The following is a 20,628-nucleotide window of genomic DNA, read 5'->3' as shown; positions in this document are numbered from 1 at the left end:
CACCTAGAGTTCAGGTGAAAGGTTTTAGAATACTATTAAAATAGGTTTCGACTGCGCTCAACCAGACAAATTAGGTTATTTAAAATTGCGTTGGCGTTTGGCTTCAAAAATAAGAATTCCAGCAGCAACAGACACATTCATGGAGTCAATTTCACCTTGCATTGGTATACTTATATTTTTTGATGCAGCTTTGCGCCATTCTTCGGTTAAACCTGTCGCTTCTGTACCCACTACAATGGCTGTTGGTAAGGTGTAATCTTGTGAATGGTAAGGTTCTGATTCTTGTAAGATAGCGGAGAAAATATTAAAGTTGTATTTCTTTAAAAAGTCAATAGCTTCATCAGAACTGGCCATAGCAATTTCAGTCGTAAATACGCAGCCAACACTAGAACGAATGATATTAGGATTGTATAAATCAGATTTTGGATTCGCAATAATAACGGCATCAACATTTGCGGCATCAGCTGTTCTAAGCAAGGCACCAATATTACCAGGTTTTTCAGGGGCTTCGGCCACTAAAATTAGTGGGTTTTTAGATTTAAATTTTAAATCTTCCAATGTATGATGTTTTGAATTCACAACAGCAATAACCCCTTCAGTAGTATCGCGATGTGCTAATTTCTGAAAGACCTCTTTTGATATTTCAATACTCTCAATATCGTATTGTGACATCGCTTGAGCTTCGCTTTCAGAAAATAATTCTGGATAAAACAACAAGGTGTTAACATTATAGCCACCTTTTATAGCTAATGATAATTCACGTTTTCCTTCAATTAAAAACAGTCCTGTTTTTTTGCGTTGTCTCGCTTTTTCTTTGAGCAGAACAAGTTGTTTTATAAATGAATTTTGAACGCTAGAGATGGATTTACTCATTACTATATTATTTAATCTATATTTGAGAGATACAAATTTAACTTATTATGAAACAAAAACTACTTAACCTATTTCTATTCTTAACAATCAGTACAATTTCATTTGCTCAGGTGGCGAATCAACCAAACGATTACGTGGTTTGCGATGATGACAATGATGGTTTTGCTTTATTCGATTTAACTTATGCAGATGCCCAAGTTTTAGGAAGCCAACAAAGTGCCGTAGATTATACGGTAACGTATCACGAAACAATGAGTGATGCAATCAATGGAGTTTATGCGATTAATTATCCTTATGTTAATATTACCAGCTGGTTACAAATCATATATGTACGATTAGAAGCTAATGCTACTGGGAATTATGCGCTTACTGAATTAGCCTTAGTTGTAAATCCAATACCTATTGTTACTGGAGCAATATCCATGATGTTATGTGATGATGATGCCGATGAGACTGCTGTATTTGATTTAACAGTAAACAATTTAGAAATCACACAAGGTAATACTGATTGGACGGTAGCGTATTATGAAACGCAATCGGATGCTCAGGCTCAGATGAATATGATATCTAATTCAATAGCTTATACAAATACCTCAAATCCGCAGACATTATTTGCAGCAGTTACGGATACCAATACGGGTTGTGTAGGTATAACTCCATTAACCATACGTGTATTACCAAATCCTTCTGGTGCTATGGGAACTCCAAGTGATATTATGCTTTGCGATGATGATAATGATGGAATTACCGATTTTGATCTAACACTAAACGAGGGTGAAATAAATCCGTCAGGAGAGCCCTTTACGCTATCTTATTTTATAAATGAAGCTGATGCCTTGGGTAATTTTGCTCCATTAGATCCAACTAATTTTACAAACCTAGTTAACCCTCAAACTATTTATGTTAGAGTTGAAACTCTAGACGGCTGCTTTGCGCTTACTAATTTTGATATTTATGTAAATACGTTGCCAGAAATATATATGGAAAGTAATTATAGCTTTTGCACAGGCAGCACTTTGGTATTGGAAACAGGATTGTCTGTTTTTGATTATTATTTTGAATGGGATTTTAATGGGAATACTATACAAGGCGCAAACCTACCTTCACTTACGGCAAGTCAATCAGGTTTTTATGAAGTTTATGTAACTTCCTCATTAGGTTGTGGATCAGTTACTACAATGATTAACGTGGAGGAAGTGGTTTGTACAGATACCGATGAAGATGGGGTTATTGATAGCGATGAAGATTTGAATGATAACGGTGATTTAGAAGATGATGATACCGATGGTGATGACATTCCGAATTATTTAGACAGTGATGATGACGGAGATAACGTTGCAACTATAGATGAAATTAATATTGTTTTAGGACGAAATACGATGAATCTATTTGTGGATACCGATAATGATACTATTGAAAATTATTTAGATAACGATGATGATGGCGATGGCGTATTAACTATTGATGAAGATTATAATAACAACGGCGATCCAACAGATGATGATACGAATACCAATACTATTCCTGATTATCTTGAAAGTGCTGTTGCTTTAGGAGTTGATGATTATAGTGCTGTAAATTTTAAACTGTTCCCAAATCCAACAAAAAATGAGGTGAATATACAGTTGGCAACATCTAATTTTGGTGCTGGAAATATAAACATTTACAACATTCAAGGAAAAGCAATTTTTAAACAAATAACATTTGAAGAGAATACGTCAACTATAGATATTTCAAGTTTAGAAAGTGGCTTGTATTTTGTAGAATTAACTATAGGAAATACAGCAACCGTTCAGAAGCTAATCGTAAATTAAATTTAACTTTGTTTAATAATTTAAGAAGCTTCAGAATTTATCTGAAGCTTTTTTTGTAATGTATTGTATTTATTCACGTCGAAAGAATCTAATTAAAACCATATCATGAAAAAAATAGGACAAACTCTACTCTTAGCAATTTTAATTACAGCTTGTAAAAACGAACCAAAACAAGAATCTACAGTTGTTGACGAGGTAAAACAAGAGCAAATTATTACAAGTATTTATCCAGAATCTATAACTAAAGTGTTTGATGCGCACGGAGGTATTGATAATTGGAATAAAATGCAAACGCTTTCTTTTTCTATTGAAAAACCAACGGGAAAAGAAATCATTACAGAGAATTTAAAAACAAGAGCCGAATTAATTGAGACACCAAGCTATACGCAAGGATTTGATAGTGAAACACTTTGGATTAATGAAAAGGGAGGCAAAGCATATAAAGGCAACGCTACATTTTATAAAGGACTAATGTTTTATTTCTACGCAATGCCATTTGTTTTAGGTGATGAAGGTATAACATACGAAGATACAGACCCATTGATTTTTGAAGGAGAGACTTATCCTGGAATCTTAATTACTTTTGAAGCAGGTGTTGGAGAATCTTCAAATGATCAGTATAAGGTTTTTTACAATACTGAATCTGGTCAGATGGAGTGGTTAGCTTATACGGTAACCTTTGGAAGAACAGAAGGAAGTCCTGATTTTCATTTTATAAGATATAATAATTGGCAAACGGTTAATGGACTTGTAGTACCTAAAAGTGTAGACTGGTACAACTATAAAGATAATTTGCCAACAGAAAAACGAAATACGGTTGAGTTTAGTGATGTTGTAATTTCTGAAAATGCACCAGATAATGCGATATTTTCAAAACCAGAAGGAGCAAAGGTGATTGAGTAATTAATTAGACCTGTCAGGTTTTTAAAACCTGACAGGTCTAAGTGATTGAATAATCAGCATATATAAAAGCAAAAAAAGCGAGCCAATTGGCTCGCTTTTTTTAATTAATCTTCTTGTATAGGTTTCTCTGAAAACCGTTTCCAAAGTTCTGTTTGGTGGGTTTCTAAGCTTAAATTTCTACCATCAATAAAAGCATGTGTTAATTGATTGGTGCGCATATCTAAGGCATCACCTTCACTAATAAATAGTGTTGCGCTTTTACCAACTTCTAAAGTGCCATACATATCATCAATACCCATAATTTTTGCAGGATTCTGAGTAATTAATTGCAAGGCTTGTGCTTTTGTTAGTCCATGTGCTACAGTGGTACCAGCATAAAACGGGAGGTTACGAGAATTCATACGCTCCATTTGTCCGCTTGGTTCTAAAGCCACTAAAACACCAGCATCTACTAACTTTTTTGCGAGTTTATATGAGGTGTCATAATCATCATCTTCTAATTCTGGTCTAGAGTGAATTCGTCTTAAAAAGACAGACACATCATTTTGTTTTAAAAAGCTAGCGACATTACCTGCTTGATAGCCGCCAACAATTGTAATTTTAGAAACTCCATGGGACTTTGCAAAATTTACAGCATCAGTAATGCCTTTTTCATCATTAGCATTAATGTATAAACGTTTAGAGCCATCAAATAAGCCACCTAAAGCTTCAAAAGGTAAGTGTAATTCGGACTTATTTCCTTTATTATAACTTTTAGATTCACTGAAGTAATCTGATAATTCTTTTACTTGTTTGGCATAATCCTTATTGGGTTTTAAACCTGGATCTTCACCTAGCCACCAACGCCCACGACTAAAACTACTTGGCCAATTGACGTGAATTCCATTGTCCATTTTTATAGCGGCATCTTCCCAATTCCAAGCATCATACTGTACTACAGATGAGGTACCCGAAATACGGCCACCTCTTGGAACAACTTGTCCAAGTAATACGCCATTCGGTCTCATAGACTCAGTAACTTTAGATTCGGTATTGTAAGCGATAATACTTCTAATATGTGGATTATATGTTCCCATTTCAGACAAGTCATCAGAAGCTTTTACAGCATCAACTTCTACTAAACCTAAGGTGCCGTTAGCGACAATAAAACCGGGATAGACGTCTTTTCCTTTGGCGTCAATAATATCCATGGCTTGTCTGGTGAGTGGAGTTGTAGCTTGGGGTCCAATGGTTGTTATTTTTCCATTACTAACCACAATAATACTGTTTTCTATCACAGTGCCATTACCAATATGAGCGGTGGCACCAACAATCGCAAAGTCTTTGGTTTGCTTAGGTGCAGGTGTTTGCTGTGCGAATCCTAAAGTAACACACAACAAAAACAATAGACTATTTATTTTATTTAAGTTTTTCATTTTAAATCGTTTTTAGTGGTGTGAATCCATGGTGTCACAATGCATTAATTTCTCTTCTTTTTTCTTAACAGGCTGTGTTTTTAAGCCTTTATTTTTTTCTTGAAGCATTAAGTTTGTGAGTTCACTTTTTTCTTTTTTAATAGCTTCACGCATTTGTTGATCTCTAGCTAAATCAAAATAAGTGACTCCTTCAATAATTGTTTTTTCAGCTTTAGCGTAAATGGATAACGGATGATCGCTCCATAAGACCAGATCGGCATCTTTTCCAACTTTTATACTTCCAACGCGGTCATCAAGATGTAAAAGCTTTGCAGGATTTAACGTCACAAATTTTAAAGCCTCTTCTTCACTAATGCCACCATATTTTACAGATTTTGCAGCTTCTTGATTTAAACGACGCGACATTTCAGCATCATCACTATTAATGGCTACTGTAACTCCTGCATTATGCATAATCGCAGCATTATAAGGAATGGCATCATTTACTTCATATTTGTAAGCCCACCAATCGCTAAATGTAGAACCGCCAACTCCATGTGCTTTCATTTTATCAGCCACTTTATAACCTTCAAGGATGTGCGTAAATGTGTTAATTCTAAAATCGAATTGCCCGGCAACTTTCATTAGCATATTAATTTCACTTTGTACATAGGAATGACAAGAAATAAAACGCTCACCATTTAGAATTTCAACAAGTGTTTCCATTTCGGCATCATGTCTATATGGTTTGCCACTTTTCTTTAATTCGTCATAAGCTTTTGCTCTGGTAAAATAATCGACAAATACCTGTTCAACACCCATTCGCGATTGTGGGAAACGTGAATTGGTTCTGCTTCGCGATTGCTTTACGTTTTCACCCAAAGCAAACTTGATAAACTTAGGAGAATTGTCATAGATTAAATCGTCAGCAGCTTCTCCCCATTTTAGTTTAATGATGGCAGAGCGTCCACCAATAGGATTGGCTGAGCCATGTAAAATTTGAATGGAGGTCACTCCACCTGCCAAATTGCGATAGATATTAATGTCTTCATCATTTACGACATCTTCAATAGTCACTTCTGCTGAAGAGTTTTGACCTCCTTCATTTATTGAAGAGGCTGCAATATGCGAATGTTCATCAATAATACCAGCCGTAATATGTTTTCCGGAGGCATCAATAACTTTCGCGTTTTTACTCGATAGGTCTTTTCCTATTTTGGAAATTTTACCGTCCTTAATTAAGACATCTGTCTGTTCTAAAACACCTTCTTTTTCATTTGTCCAAACGGTTGCATTTTTGAATAATAAGGTTTCCGATTTTGGTTTCTCTGTAAATCCGTAAGCTAAATTAGGATAGGTGATAGGACTCATAAAAGGCGTCTCTGTAGCATCATTAGCTTTCTTTTTGCCGTCTTTTTTATTGGTGTCTTTTTTGGCTACTTTATTTGCAAAAAATGACAATTCATTGCCATTTTCTAAAATAGCCTTACCGTTTAAAGTATTGTTGTTTGCTGCGTTAGCTACAATTCTAACGTATGCTTTTTTCGTGCTATCAGCAGTTTTGAACGTCAGATTTACCCAGTCATCTGAGTAGTTCATTTTTGTGCCTAAAGTTTGGTCACCACTTTCAAGTTTAGCTTTTGGTTTACTTGTGCTTCCAGTAATGGTAAGTTTATAATCATTTCCAGCGAGTTTAAAATTGTAATCGCCATCAATGTCTTTTGTATTCATATTGGCTATAACATGTGGTGTGCCTTGTACCCAATTTTCAAAAAGTTTAGTTTTCTTTTCAAAAATGTCTCCATCAGTAATTAAGAAATTGGCATAGCTTCCCGTTTTTAAAGTGCCTAAAACATCTGATTTTCCTAATAATGACGCCGGAATAGTGGTTAAAGCTTCTAATGCTTTTTGTTTAGAAAGCCCATTTTCAATCGCTTTCATTAAATTAGAAGAAAAGGTTTTATTCGATTTTAAGCCATGTGTGGTTAACGCGAATTTGATACCGTTTTCAGCCAATAGTCTTGGGTTATGAGGTTCTTGATTCCAAGAACGCATATCGCTTAAAGACAATGTACTTGCTAAGAATGGATCATTAACATCGTAAGCCAATTGAAAATCTATGGGAAGAATAATGGTGGCATTTGTGCGTTTGATTTCATCAATACGTTCGTATTCATCTCCACCACCAACAATGGTGTATTGAATATTAAAAGCATCTCCAACTTTATCTGCTCGCATAACATTAGCTCTACTGCCAGCTTCAAAAATTTGAAGTAAATTTTTGTTTTTGTTTAAAGCTTCTAGTGATAAGTCTTTGGTATCAATATGTCCTGCTTCGTACCATTTGGCATCATTATACATTTGACGCAATAAAGCCATGCTGCCCATAATTGAAGATGGGTACGATTGGCGAGATCTTACACTTTTACGAAATGATAAATGTTGTGTGGTTTCGCCATCAACAACACGCATAGCATTATCCGCATTATTATTAAGTGCAATTAAAGCACCTGTGCCTCTAACAACACCATCTGGCATATGTGTATTTACAACACCAAAGCCTAACTTGTGTAGCTCTGATGCCGATTTTGCATCATATTTAAAACTTGCCATAACGTCTTGCTCCGGCATAATATGGTCGTTCCAATAATAGCCGCTTCGGCTTGCACCGTATTGTGGGCCGTTGCCTCCACGTTTGGGTTTCTCTACTCCAAAAGTGGTATACATATCAATAAAAGACGGATAAATGGTTTTTCCTGAAAGATCAATTTTTGTTGTATTCTTCGGAATGTTTACTGATTTTCCAACACTTACCACTTTACCATCCTTAATGAGGAGCGTGGCATTGTCTATTATTTCGGTTGGTGATACATGGATCGTAGCATTTGTAAATGCTGTGTAGTTAGAGTTGTTTGCAATAACTCCGGAATTGCTAGGAAAGTAATCTTGTGCAAATAACGAAAAACTGCACATAAAAATGAGCAGCCGTAAATGAACTTTAATCATATAGTTTTGGTTGGTTAGATTGAATTCTAAAGATAGGAATTATAGCTAAAGGGATATTCATTATTTGAATACTTTAACATTTTCTAAGTAGAATTAATGTTGTATTAATGAGCTAGATGGCCATTTAACGTTTAATAAAGTTTAAGCCTATTGCTGAAATTTAACTAAAATGTTGAATGTTTGGATTGTCCCCATGAGGGGACTTTAGGGGGGTTTTTTTAAGGATTAATTCACAATTGTTTGTCCTCATAATAATTAACCAATAGTGCAACGACATAACTGTAGCTTTTCATACCAGCAGATTGATTGTTTGCTTTTAAGAAACTATCAAACGTTTTTTCGAAAATAGGCTCTATTGGATTTTCGTAAGACTTCCAGAAATCTTGGACCTCTTGGTAGTTCTTTAAAATACCTTTATTTATCGTAGGAAGGATGGAGATGTAAAGGTCTGGTTCTCTGTTGTATATTTCAGCTAAGCAATACCGGAGTGCAAATGTGTGACCTGAGTATTTAAAATAGATATCGTCATTATGAATGGCAGCGAGACTTCCTATAAAATTCGCTTCATTTTCGGCGGCATAACCGAGTTGATGTGCCGCTTCATGACAAGCTGTGGTTGGGAATTTGTAGGTGGAGATCAAACCGTTCACTTGAGCTTCATTTGTAAACGGATTTAAATAACCTGAAAATCCCATATAAGTTAAAGGTAAGCTATAGATTGATTTTTTGATGCTTTTAGGATGATAATCCAGATGCGGGTAGACTTCAGAAAGGGTACTGTAACCCTCTTTTACCTTACTTAAAATTTCAGATTTAGTATAAGGTAACTCAACTTTTAAAGTATCGTTTTTTGCTAATTGAAGGTGTAGGTTATTCGATTTTTGAATTAATTTTTCTGTAAACGAAATCAGTTGTTCTGTGGTGTAATCTGCCTCAAGATTTAGGGATTTGTACAGTGGTTGTCTGTAATAATTGAATGCCCAAAGGATATGAAATGCAAAATAAGCGATTGATAAGGTTGCGCCAATATCTAGGAACCAATTTAAGGTGTCTTTAATGATGCGTTTCCGATTTATAATTAACCATCGTATTATATAAATTCCTACAAGTGTGTATAATATATCTCCAACCGAAAAAGGGATCCAGCCAAAAACATAGCGACTGAGTTTAGATAAGAACACGTACAGTCCATTGCTGTAAAATTGCTCAACAAATTCGGGATAATGCTTGAGTATAGCGATTAAAGCAATTTGAATTCCTAAGAATATAACTAAACCTAATTTTTTGTTTTTGAGCATAGATCAAAAATAGGAAAAAGATAGGATTGATTTATGGTTTTTCTTCTATAGAAATAGAACTGTAATGAGATTCTGAAACAAGTTTAAAATGACCACATAGAGTTATCCTTATTTTGTAAATTTGCTTTTTTAAAATTATATAAATATGAGTTCAGAAATAAGAGCCTTAGAGCCAAAAGAATTATGGAATAAATTTGCAGATTTAAATGCTGTACCACGTCCTTCAAAAAAGGAAGAGCGTGTGATTCAATTCATGAAGGATTTTGGACAAAACTTAGGTTTAGAAACGATAGAAGATGAGGTTGGGAATGTAATTATCCGTAAGCCAGCATCAAAAGGTATGGAAGACCGAAAGCCTATTGTGATGCAATCGCATTTAGATATGGTACATCAAAAAAATAACGATACGGTGTTTAATTTTGATGAGCAAGGTATTGAAATGTATGTTGAAGGCGACTGGGTAAAAGCAAAAGGTACAACTCTTGGTGCCGATAATGGTCTTGGTGTAGCAACAATTATGGCTATTTTAGAAAGTGATACTATATCACATCCAGCACTTGAAGCGTTGTTTACTATTGATGAAGAGACAGGAATGACAGGTGCTAAAGGGTTAAAAGGAGGTTTACTTAAAGGTGAGATTCTTTTAAATCTAGATACCGAAGAGGATGATGAAATTGGTGTGGGTTGTGCTGGTGGAGTAGATGTTACTGCAACACGCGAGTATAAAGAAGAAGAAACTCCAGAATTTAAAATTGGGTATACAATTACCGTAAAGGGCTTACAAGGAGGGCACTCAGGAATGCAAATTCACGAAGGCTTAGGTAATGCTAATAAACTAATGAACCGTTTGTTATTTGATGGTTTTGAAGATTATGGACTTCGTATCTCTGAAATTGATGGAGGAAGTTTACGTAATGCTATTCCTAGAGAAAGTAATGCAACTGTTGCAATTGATGCGGTACACGAAGCTGCGTTTGAAGCAGAAATGAAAGCTAAAGCTGATGAGCTTAAGTTTGAATTTAAAACTATGGAACCTGATTTAGAAGTTGTTGTTTCTAAAACAGAGACTCCAGAGAAAATAATGGATTTAGGTGTGCAAGAAGGCTTAACAAGAGCATTATATGCTGCATGGAATGGTGTATATCGTATGAGTCCGGATATTGAAGGCTTAGTAGAAACGTCTAATAATATCGCTAGAGTTATTGTAAAAGAGGGTCATATAAAAATTGGTTGTTTAACTCGTAGTTCTGTAGAAAGTACAAAACAAGACTTAGCAAATACCTTGCGTGCTGTTTTTGAACTTACAGGTTGTGAGGTTGAGTTTTCTGGTGATTATCCAGGTTGGGCTCCAAATATGGATTCTGATATTTTAAAACTAATGGTGCCAATTTATGAGCGTTTAAATAATGGAGAGAAGCCACATGTTGCTGCTTGCCATGCAGGCTTAGAATGTGGTATTTTAGGAACAAACTATCCAAAGATGGATATGATTAGTTTTGGACCAAATATTAAAGGTGCCCATTCTCCAGATGAGCGTGCACAAATTTCTTCTGCTCAAAAGTATTGGAAATTTGTATTAGAGATTTTAGAAAATATTCCTAAAGCTTAATTATAAAGGATCATAAATTTCACTTTATTGTTTTTTTAGTAAAGACAATATTGAAATTAGAGCAAAAAAAAGACCTGTTAAGTTTTAAACTTAACAGGTCTTTTTATATTATTCAGTTATAGTAACTATTTTTTAATTCCAGCTAATTCAATGTCAAAAACAAGGTTAGCATTTCCTGGTATTACAGGAGGATTTCCTCTTTCTCCATAACCTAAATAGTAAGGAATATAAACTCTTGCTTTGTCTCCTATTTTCATATGTAACATAGCTTCTCTAAAGCCTGCTATTAAGGTTGCTGTTTCGTTGTAAGGCATGTCAAAAGAAGTATAACGACCAGCTTTATCAATTCGTTCGTCATATTTTCCATTTTTTTCAGCGACATCTTTCCAAGTGGTCCAGAACAACTCTCCGTTTTCTAAATAACCAGCACATTCGATATTGACACGATCTGTAGATTTTGGTGTAACACCATTACTCTCGTGAGTAAATATCATAGCCATTCCTGTTGGAGACTCAATTTTACGTCCTTTAAGTTCTTCGTTCTTTTTTAAGAACTCAGTTTTTGCTAAATCAGCTTTTGCTTTTGCTTCTAGTCTTTCTTTTTCAGCTTTTGCTTCTTTTTCAGCTTTAGCGATAGCTGCTCTTTCTTTAATTTTTGGTAATTCTTCTGTAAATACTTTAGGAGCATCGAATTTTTTTGCGGTTGAACCAATTCTTATGATATTTACTTTAGTAATAACCACATCTTCAAGTGGTTTGCTAGATCGAGGTTCTACTTTTACATTAGATATAGTATCTAATACTGTTAATCCTTTTACTAATTCACCAAAAACAGAATGGCAATATACTCTTGGGTTTGCACAATCTTTTAAGTTTCCTTCAGCATCGTAACCATCTAGCCATGGAGTTGCTTTTTCAGTGATATAGAATTGACTTCCATTAGAGTTAATACCAGAATTGGCCATAGATAATATTCCTGGTTTATCATGTTGCAATTCCTGTACAAGTTCATCTTCAAATTTATAACCAGGATCACCAGTTCCTGAAGCTGTTGGGTCACCTCCTTGAATCATGAAATTATTCATTACTCGGTGAAATGTTAATCCATCATAAAAAGGCTTTCCTTTATATTCTTCTTTAACTAAGGGATGATTTCCTTCTGCTAAAGCTATAAAGTTAGCGACTGTAACAGGTGCTTTTTCAAAAAATAGTTTTGCAACCATCGTGTCTTTTGATGTTACAAATTCGGCATAAATTCCATCTCCTAAATCAGAATAACGTTCTTGGCAGGATATATTTACCAATACTAATAGTACAACGAATGCGGTAAGTGCTTTTTTAATCATTTTTTTCAATTATAGTGTTTAAAGTTACTTCACAAATTAAAGGAATGTTAGTTCCTATTTTATATTCATCTCCATAATAGCCAAATGCTTTTTGAGATGGAAAAATAAAAGTTGCTGTTTCAGATGGCTTCAAAAGTTTTAAGCCTTCACGTAAACCGGTGAACAATTCTTCTTTGTCCATAACATAGGTTTTGGTGGTCTTAGCATAAATTTCATCTCCTTCGAGATTAGAGATATCGTATGTAAAATTTATAACACTACCAAATTGGGGTTGTATAGTGTCATTTTCAATTTTTGTATTGTAATAATACCAAAATCCACTTTCTGAAGCGATATAATTTTTATTAGGATTACTTTTTATAATGTCTTGAATTTGCTGGCGTTCGTGCTCGTTTAGCTTTTTATTACGCTCGGCAGAGGCTTTTAAGAAAGAACCCGATTGTACAGATTCTGGCATTCGTGCTTCTGGCGATTTACAGCTAAAACACAGCGTAGATAAGATGAATATTAAGAGTAGGTTTTTCATATTAATTAATTTATTGTCCGTTATGGGCTTAGGACAAATCTTGTTTATATTGTGGTAATATACTAATAAATTTATTTATGGTGGTTTGCATATCATCTTCACTGCGTCCTCCTGCTGCATTTGTATGACCGCCTCCATTAAAATATGCTCTCGAAAATTCATTTACTGAAAAATCACCTTTACTACGTAAGGATATCTTTATGATATTGTCTTGTTTGTTTTCAATAAAAATGGTAGCAAATATAATTCCTTTTAAGGATAATGCATAATTCACAAAGCCTTCAGTATCTCCCTTTTTAAAGTTGAATTCGTCTAACTCGGCCTGAGATAAGGTGATGTAAGCTGTTCGTAATTCTGGAATGACTTTTAGGTTTTGCATTGCTCTTCCTAATAATTGTAAACGACTATAGCTATTTGTATCGTATATATTATTATGTATTTGAGAATTATCGGCACCTTTATCTATTAAATGTCCAATAACAGCATGTGTTTTACTTGTGGTTGCAGGAAAGCGGAAAGAGCCTGTGTCTGTCATGATCCCAACATACAAACATGTAGCAATAGTAGCGTTTATTTTGTCAGTATCACTAAGCATTTCAATGAAATTATATACCATTTCACAAGTTGAAGACATGTTTACATCAGAATACATAAACGTAGCATAATCATCTGGTTGCTGGTGGTGATCTATCATTATTTTAATTGCTGAGGATTTTTCTAAAACGTCAGCCATTTGATGACCAGCTCTATGAAAAGCATTAAAATCTAAGGTGAAAATGATGTCAGCCTTATCAATAAGAAGGTTGCTTTCTGCTTGTTGTGATTCAAATTTTAAAACGGTATCATCTCCAGGTAACCACTTTAAAAAATCGGGATAATCGTTAGGTGCAATAACTTTGGCATCATGATTATGAAGTTTTAAATAATGATACAATGCCAAAGTAGACCCCATAGCATCACCATCTGGATTTCTATGAGGAACAATAACGATATTTTTAGGTGCGCTTAAAAGCGCTTTTATTTTGGTAATCTGTGTGTTATTCATAAGTTGCGAAGATACATTTTTTAGATATTTTGATGTGTACTTTTAATATGAAATTAATAACTTGATTATGTTTTTTAATGGCTCTAAATACGAAATTTTAGAAAGTACAGTTTTATTAAAATAGAGGGTAGAAGCTTTTCATTTTTGATGATTTGTTATAACGAGTGGGTTTTTTGAATGATTTTTAATTTTGAAAATGCTTTTTAGTATTAGACGTTGTATAGGTATGTCTTTATAATATGTACGCCTTGAAAGTTACTTGTATTGGGGCTGATTTTTAGAAAAAAAGCAAACGGACATTTAGTTATATGGTAACATATATTTAATAATAACAGCACTTGATTAATTAAAGAAATACATTACTTTTGCACTTCATTAAAAAAAAATACATGGCAACTAACAGAACATTTACAATGTTAAAGCCTGATGCTGTTGAAAAAGGACACATTGGCGCAATATTAGAGAAAATTTCAGCTTCAGGATTTAGAATCGTAGCAATGAAATTAACACAAATGACTACAGCAGATGCTGAAGAATTTTACGCAATACACAACGAACGTCCATTTTTTGGAGAGTTAGTAGAATATATGACTCGAGGACCAATCGTTGCTGCTGTTTTAGAAAAAGATAACGCAGTTGAAGATTTTAGAACTTTAATTGGTGCTACTAATCCTGCTGATGCAGCTGAAGGAACTATCCGTAAATTATATGCAGCTTCTATTGGAGAAAATGCTGTTCACGGAAGTGATAGTGATGAGAACGCAGCTATTGAAAGTGCTTTTCATTTTGCAGGAAGAGATATGTTTTAAATTAAAACATGATTATAATATTGAAAAAGACCGTCTTTTAAAGATGGTCTTTTTTTTGTTTAATTTAACCTATATAGGACAGTCGCGTTTATAGAGAATTATGGATAGTGGTAGGTGTGTTGTTATTTGCCATCCAATGTTTTTATTAGTCCAAAGCATAATTGGTCAATATTTCCCATCTTTTTGTTATATGCTGAAACATTAGATAAAATGATTATTCCGTTTCTATTTTCTGTATCTAAAGCCATTGAAGAGCTATACCCACCAGTTCCGCCATTATGCCAAATGAGTTCACGACCATTTTTCCTTTTTAGGATATGCCAGCCTAGTCCAATGCTCATATTTTTATTGACTTTAAATGTTGGCTTTTGTGTAAGAGTTAATTCGTTATTGTTATCATCAAATTGAGCTAAAGCAAATTTAGATAAATCTTCTACGGTTGAAAAAATGGCTCCACCACCAGCTAAAGCATCAAAATCCCAATTTGCGGTTGTTTTTCCGTTAGGCTTTAAGCCTTTAACCAAGTTAGATGTTATGTTTTCCTTTTTACTTGTAGAGTTTGTCATTTTATATTTTTCAAATAGTTTCTCTTGCAGTAAGTTTTCATAAGAAGTATTAGAAATTATTGCTAACTCAAATCCTAAAATTCCTGCGCCAAGATTAGAATATTCGTACTTAATTCCTGGATCTTGATTTAATTTAATTTTGCTGGTTAAATAATCCGTTAATTTCTCTTTATCGTAATCTTTATAAGGATTGTCTTGGTCTACCAATAAAAGGTGTAGGTTGGTAGGTAATCTTGGAAGTCCAGACGTATGATTAGCAAGTGCCTTAAAGGTTATTGTTTTATCGGTATTAAGTTTAAAGTCTAAGTAATCTTGAATATTATCTTCTAACTTTAATTTTTGGTCTGTTACAAAATTTGAAAGTAGAGTTGCCGTAAACACTTTAGTTATAGAGCCTATTTCAAAAATATTCTTGTAGTTTTCAATTAATTGAATTGTGTCATTTCTATTTTCGACTCCAATAAAATCAATTTTGCCGTTTTTTATCAGCGCAATAGAAAGTTGTGTGTTCTTTGGAAATGATTTAGTGTTTTTATAAATGAGTTCAGATTGCTCTTTAGTAATTTCGCTAGTAGACATTTCCATTCCATTTTTAGCTATTGTTGATTGTCCATTTGAGCAACTCGATAATACCAGTCCTATTAATGCGGTTAGATATGATTTCATTTTACTGTTTTTTGTACCTATTGTAAAGATAGAATTTATATGGTTTGTTTTACCTGTTCGCTAGGTTTGGTTGTAGCGTGTTTAGGAAACTTAATTATAAGGTGTTGTAGCTGTTTTTTTTGTTTTCAACCTGATCTTTTAATTCTCGATTAAATGTAGGGAAGAATTTGACCGTTAAATTTGCGACTTTTTTGGCAGACATGTCTTTGTTTCCTAATCCATTAAAATCATCAGATTGTATAAAACGTGTTTGGTTATTAGATATTTTCTCTACTCTGAATCTATGATTGTCAGTCAATCCTTTAAAACTACCCTCCATCGAATCAGACCAACCAAATTCCACCATTTCTTCATAAATAAAAACATGTGGTGTGTCAAATGTTTTTCCATCTACTAAATAGGAAATAATGACTTTTCCTTTGTGATGAATGTTCCCATTAATACCTACAAGGGTGCTGCTCCATTTTGAAATATTATTCCAATCGGTTAAAACTTTCCATACGTTTTCAACTGGCGCATTAATTACAATATCTGTATACGTTTGCCAGTGATTATGAGTCAGTTTTCTAACTTTTATATTCTCTACTATTTTTTTAATAATTTTTTAATTATTGTTTTAAACTTCAAACCTTCTGATAGTTGATGAACCACTAAATCCACTATACATAAATTGTCCATCATCAGAAATGGCTAGAATTGTAGGCTCACTTCTTTCATATGTAACATTGGTTCATTGCTTTTGATGGTTTCATAAAATTCAGATTCGAGTGATGATTTCGGATAGTACTGAATTTCAATTATTGTGTTTTCTTTTTTGCTTTTATATATGGTGTTAGCCTTTTGTTATTAATTTCTTCTAATGAGTTTAAAGCTTATCTAAGTGAACTCTTGTTCCAAATTTCATAATAATTAAAGAAGTAATTTCATTCGTACTATTTCTTATAAACTCTCCTTTAAAGTAAATATCAGTTTGGCCAAATATCTTATCTGCAGTTTCAAAATAGAAAAGATCTATATCTTCAAGATCTCCATTCATAACGCCTATTAAGTCATTGTCTTGTATCTGAACTTTATAGTTCATATCAGGAAATTGACCATCAAAACCTTCAATCTCTACAACCTTAAAAGTGCCCACATATTCTTTTAGTTGTTCCGTTGTTAGATCAACTAAATTATGTGGTATAAAATCGGGAAGTGGTTCATTATTTTTAACAAGTGCTTTAATTTGTTTGTATGCATTAATTGCGTTTTCTCTAAATTGCATAACATGATAACTTGCCAAATTTTGCCAACCAGCATTTTGGTATAGCTTTACATCATTTTTATAGTAAGGGTCATTCAGGAAAAAATCAATCATCTCATCTTCTAATTGAGGCCGATCTAATCTGTAATACCAATCTTTACTTTTGGCTAACTCATCCATCATTCTATCTGTAATCAAGTCCAATCGATTATCAAACTTATCTATTTCGTATTTATTATAAATATAGATCTCGTTTAATGGCTCAATAACTGCTTTTAGCTTTTTGGGAACATTATCAACATTTTCTGTGAGGTTAGTATATCCATTTTCATGAATTTTCATATGAAAAGCTTCCATAATAGCATATCTTAAAGCATTTTGGTAATCATTTTTATAATCATCATAGGTTAGTTTGTCTGTTTTTATTAAGTTGATGATTGAATCTTTTGTTTTATAATAGGCAATTAGTTCGTCCGATTTTTGAATATCTAGTCCTAAATCATGTTGTACTTCTTTTAAAATAGAAACAATCTTATTTTCGGTTTTACGCTGTTCGTTTTTATTATTTATTTGAAGTGCGATAAGAATACCAATAATAACAAGCACAATTTCTCCTATTGCATAAAGTAGATATTTGCTAAATTTATTTTCTGAGAGTAGGTTTTTGCGAATTTTTCTAAAGAATTTTATCATTTGGTTAGTGGTTGGTCTTAATGAAGGCTAACGTGATTGTGTATGGTTAGTTGCGTGTTATAAGTGAGTAAGTTAGCAAATAAAAGCCGAAGTAGAAAAACCGTGAGGTTTTTCGACAGTAGGCGAGTAACAGCTATAAATTATATACATTGTTGTGGGTAGTTATATTATTTTATTCCTCATTATTTTTCCAAATTCATTCAATGCGTAAATGGTTCCTGAATTTTTTCTATCAACAGCTCCACCATTAATTCCAAGATTTCCAACAAGTCCAATTGAAAATAAATGTTCTAAAACATATTTCTCAACTTTAATATCATTATTAGATGTAATTTCATTCCGCTCGTCAAAAGCAACAATTTTTAAAACATCCTCTACATAAGCTGAATTAATAATTGATGTTAATCGTAAGAATTCCGATTTTGTAATTTCATTTCCGATAAATAGCCTTAAACTTCTTGCAAGCCATTTTATTTTTTGAAGATTATCAGCTCTTTCTAAAGTCAAAAGTATTTTTGAGCCAATTCTGTCGTAATCTGTTAACTTAAAGTACTTAGCCTTGAACTCTTTTATTTCTTGTTCATTTTTTAATTCAAGTTCATTTATAAAGTGAATTATTTTTGATAATAGAATTCTGTCCGATGCAGAATGAAGCAATTTCACGACTGAAATTCCAGTTCCGACAAATGGAATATCTTTGAAAAGTCCATCCTCCAATAAACTATCTAAACCAACTTCTCCAAGGTCTTTGCTTATTGATAAAATCTCCTCTTTTTCTATTTCGTTCATCGTTTTTGTTAATTACCTACAACCAGTTATATAGTAGTTTTTATCACCGACATCCCATGTTAATTTCGGGATAAAAGAAATTTTAGGTTCATTTATCCGTTAATAACTTTAAGTTTTATATACGTAAAGTTACGTATGCATTAATCTTTTAGTTTTCGTTTAGCTACAAACGTACCATTAGGCTGAATAAATTTTACTTCATTAATGCTTTTATCTTCACTTTCTATAAACTCAACTTTAAAGCCTTCAAGTGTTTTAAAGTTAAATTTGTGTGTAGCTGTTGGGATTAAGGCATATTCTGGTTGTCCTGGCACAAAAACATAAAGTACATTTTCGTCTTTAATGTAGGCTTTAATTTCTGTTCCCATTAAATCGTATTCGCCAACATACTGTTCTAAGGTTTTTGCATCTACATCTATAGTGTTTGGTGAGCGTTTAAAAGCTATAGGATCTACTAAGCCTTCAATATCTATACGACCATAATCTATATCTCCTGCAATATTGGTACTAAAGTTTATTTTAACCGAATTACCAATATCTGTAGTGTCTACTTTTCCGTTTTTAACATCGAGAAATTCAAACGTATCGTAATGAAAATGATTTAAGAATAATTTTTTTCCATTCAATTGAGAAAATAGCGAGTCGTTTTCTAATTTTATTTCAAATTTACCATAGCCTTTCTGCTCATAAGTCCCTGTATAGTCTAATTTGGTATGTGAGGGTTTGGTGTTTTTTACATTAGAAGTTCCCATATCGTCTTTAGCTTCTTTCATCGCTTCTAAAGATTTTTTCAAATCTTCCTTGTGCTTTTTTGCCCATTCGGTCTTATTGACTTTTAGCATATAATCAGCGGCAATATTTCTAATAAGTTTAGGGACTTGAGAGCCATTTTGATTGGCTAAAACAACAATACCTAAACTGTCTGAAGGATACAAAGCAACGCTAGCCGAAAAACCATCAATATTACCACCATGTTCTACCATATAATGACCTTTATACGAATGTAAAAACCAGCCGTAACCGTAATTTGCGAATTGTGCATCTGGTAGTTCTTTAGAAGGAAATCCTGCTGCCACAACCATTTGAGAACTCATAGCTTCTTTTACGTAATTCTCAGGAATAATTTGCTCGCCTTTATATTTTCCGTTGTTAATCCATGTCATTAACCATTTACTCATATCATTAACACTACTGTTAATACTTCCTGCAGGCGACATCGCAGCAATATCGTAATAATCCATTTTAGAGATGTTTCTATCTTTATCTAACTCGTAGCCTAAAGCTGCATTAGCGCTAGAAGTCATACCTGCAATGGTGGTTTTAGAACGATCCATGCCTAACGGCTTAAAAAATGCGTTCTCAATATTTTCTTCCCAGGTTTTTCCTGTAATTCTTTCTGTAATTACCCCTTGTAATAAAAACCCAAAATTGTTATAATACCACTGTTCTCGTACTCCCGTAAAAGGTTCGTGATATTTTATTTTGGTTACTAAACTGTCCTTACTATGACTTGGGAAAAAATACCATGAACCGTCGTGTCTTGGTAAACCTGTGCTATGACGCATTAAATCTTTAATGATAATAGTGTTATTCATTTCATCATTGTAAAATTCTAACTCAGGAATGTGTTTTTTTGGATGATCGTCAAACGTCAATTTGTCGTCCTCACGATGCAATCCTAAAAGCGCAGATGTAAATGCTTTTGTGGTAGAACCAATGGCAAAAAGTGTGTTGGCATCTGCGGGAATTTTATTTTCATAATCAGCATAACCAAAACCTTTGGCATAAATAATTTTATCTCCTTCTACAATAGCTACGGCAAAACCTGGAGCTTTTGTGCTTTCTAAAACAGCGTTAAATTGCTTTTCTATGCCTTTAAGGCGTTTGTCGGTTTGTGAAAACACTAATGTAGAAACGAGTGTTAACGCAACAATAAATATGCGGTTTTTCATGCTTTGGTTGGTTTTAATTGTCGTTATAAGGTATAAGTATAGAATTATACCTGTAAGTTACTGTTTTTTTAATAAATTTTTAAAAAGTTACAATTC

The 20,628-nt window shown here is 33.5% G+C and carries 16 protein-coding genes; 4 read left to right on the top strand and 12 right to left on the bottom strand.

Annotated elements, in window-relative coordinates; genetic code table 11:
* Window positions 1-75 precede the first annotated feature (75 nt).
* Entirely contained in the window at window positions 76-873 is a 798-nt protein-coding gene (locus KO504_RS05930) for a TrmH family RNA methyltransferase (RefSeq protein WP_215925405.1), read from the bottom strand.
* Between the two features lie 47 nt (window positions 874-920).
* Here KO504_RS05930 and KO504_RS05925 point away from each other — a divergent pair, with 47 nt between their 5' ends.
* A complete protein-coding gene (locus tag KO504_RS05925; RefSeq protein ID WP_215925404.1) occupies window positions 921-2,687 on the top strand; it encodes a T9SS type A sorting domain-containing protein in 1,767 nt (588 codons plus the stop codon).
* Window positions 2,688-2,792: 105 nt separating this feature from the next.
* Window positions 2,793-3,590, top strand: a complete 798-nt coding sequence (locus KO504_RS05920) for a DUF6503 family protein (protein WP_215925403.1) — start codon at window positions 2,793-2,795, stop codon at window positions 3,588-3,590.
* A 104-nt stretch (window positions 3,591-3,694) separates the two neighbouring features.
* Here the strand turns inward: KO504_RS05920 and KO504_RS05915 are convergent, their stop codons facing one another.
* The 3 genes from KO504_RS05915 to KO504_RS05905 all read right to left on the bottom strand — a co-directional run bounded on the left by KO504_RS05915 (window position 3,695) and on the right by KO504_RS05905 (window position 9,288).
* The gene (locus KO504_RS05915; protein ID WP_215925402.1) at window positions 3,695-5,005 is read right to left on the bottom strand and encodes an amidohydrolase family protein; all 1,311 of its coding nucleotides are present in this window, start codon (window positions 5,003-5,005) and stop codon (window positions 3,695-3,697) included.
* Between the two features lie 12 nt (window positions 5,006-5,017).
* Window positions 5,018-7,990 (bottom strand): amidohydrolase family protein, encoded by a 2,973-nt coding sequence (locus KO504_RS05910; protein WP_252723625.1) that lies wholly within the window; start codon window positions 7,988-7,990, stop codon window positions 5,018-5,020.
* A gap of 230 nt (window positions 7,991-8,220) precedes the next feature.
* Complete coding sequence (locus KO504_RS05905; RefSeq protein ID WP_215925401.1) at window positions 8,221-9,288, bottom strand: DUF3810 domain-containing protein; 1,068 nt, start codon at window positions 9,286-9,288, stop codon at window positions 8,221-8,223.
* Between the two features lie 145 nt (window positions 9,289-9,433).
* Between KO504_RS05905 and KO504_RS05900 the strand changes: the two genes are divergently transcribed.
* Complete coding sequence (locus KO504_RS05900) at window positions 9,434-10,897, top strand: aminoacyl-histidine dipeptidase (protein WP_215925400.1); 1,464 nt, start codon at window positions 9,434-9,436, stop codon at window positions 10,895-10,897.
* 125 nt (window positions 10,898-11,022) lie between these two features.
* Here KO504_RS05900 and KO504_RS05895 read toward each other — a convergent pair whose 3' ends face one another.
* The 3 genes from KO504_RS05895 to KO504_RS05885 are packed head-to-tail and all read right to left on the bottom strand — an operon-like array spanning window position 11,023 to window position 13,814.
* Entirely contained in the window at window positions 11,023-12,243 is a 1,221-nt protein-coding gene (locus KO504_RS05895; RefSeq protein ID WP_215925399.1) for a peptidylprolyl isomerase, read from the bottom strand.
* Window positions 12,236-12,769, bottom strand: coding sequence for a gliding motility-associated peptidyl-prolyl isomerase GldI (gldI, locus tag KO504_RS05890; protein WP_215925398.1), 534 nt, complete (start codon window positions 12,767-12,769; stop codon window positions 12,236-12,238). Before gldI ends, KO504_RS05895 begins: the two co-directional genes overlap by 8 nt.
* A gap of 28 nt (window positions 12,770-12,797) precedes the next feature.
* Window positions 12,798-13,814: a DHH family phosphoesterase gene (locus KO504_RS05885; protein WP_215925397.1), complete on the bottom strand. Its 1,017-nt coding sequence runs from the start codon at window positions 13,812-13,814 to the stop codon at window positions 12,798-12,800.
* A gap of 389 nt (window positions 13,815-14,203) precedes the next feature.
* On the opposite strand from KO504_RS05885, the gene KO504_RS05880 reads away from it, so the two are divergent.
* A complete protein-coding gene (locus KO504_RS05880) occupies window positions 14,204-14,623 on the top strand; it encodes a nucleoside-diphosphate kinase (protein WP_092444097.1) in 420 nt (139 codons plus the stop codon).
* Window positions 14,624-14,745: 122 nt separating this feature from the next.
* Here KO504_RS05880 and KO504_RS05875 read toward each other — a convergent pair whose 3' ends face one another.
* From KO504_RS05875 to KO504_RS05855, 5 genes are all read right to left on the bottom strand, one after another.
* Window positions 14,746-15,855, bottom strand: coding sequence for a serine hydrolase domain-containing protein (locus KO504_RS05875; protein WP_215925396.1), 1,110 nt, complete (start codon window positions 15,853-15,855; stop codon window positions 14,746-14,748).
* Window positions 15,856-15,949: 94 nt separating this feature from the next.
* Entirely contained in the window at window positions 15,950-16,417 is a 468-nt protein-coding gene (locus KO504_RS17435; protein ID WP_436840192.1) for an SRPBCC domain-containing protein, read from the bottom strand.
* A gap of 303 nt (window positions 16,418-16,720) precedes the next feature.
* Window positions 16,721-17,791 (bottom strand): DUF6090 family protein, encoded by a 1,071-nt coding sequence (locus KO504_RS05865; RefSeq protein WP_215925535.1) that lies wholly within the window; start codon window positions 17,789-17,791, stop codon window positions 16,721-16,723.
* Between the two features lie 162 nt (window positions 17,792-17,953).
* Window positions 17,954-18,580, bottom strand: coding sequence for a hypothetical protein (locus tag KO504_RS05860; protein ID WP_215925394.1), 627 nt, complete (start codon window positions 18,578-18,580; stop codon window positions 17,954-17,956).
* Window positions 18,581-18,720: 140 nt separating this feature from the next.
* Window positions 18,721-20,532: a serine hydrolase gene (locus KO504_RS05855; RefSeq protein ID WP_215925393.1), complete on the bottom strand. Its 1,812-nt coding sequence runs from the start codon at window positions 20,530-20,532 to the stop codon at window positions 18,721-18,723.
* Window positions 20,533-20,628: the final 96 nt, after the last annotated feature.

The sequence above is a fragment of the Winogradskyella psychrotolerans genome (genome assembly GCF_018860565.1).
Lineage (GTDB): Bacteria > Bacteroidota > Bacteroidia > Flavobacteriales > Flavobacteriaceae > Winogradskyella > Winogradskyella damuponensis.
This window is presented reverse-complemented; position numbering and strand designations above follow the sequence as displayed.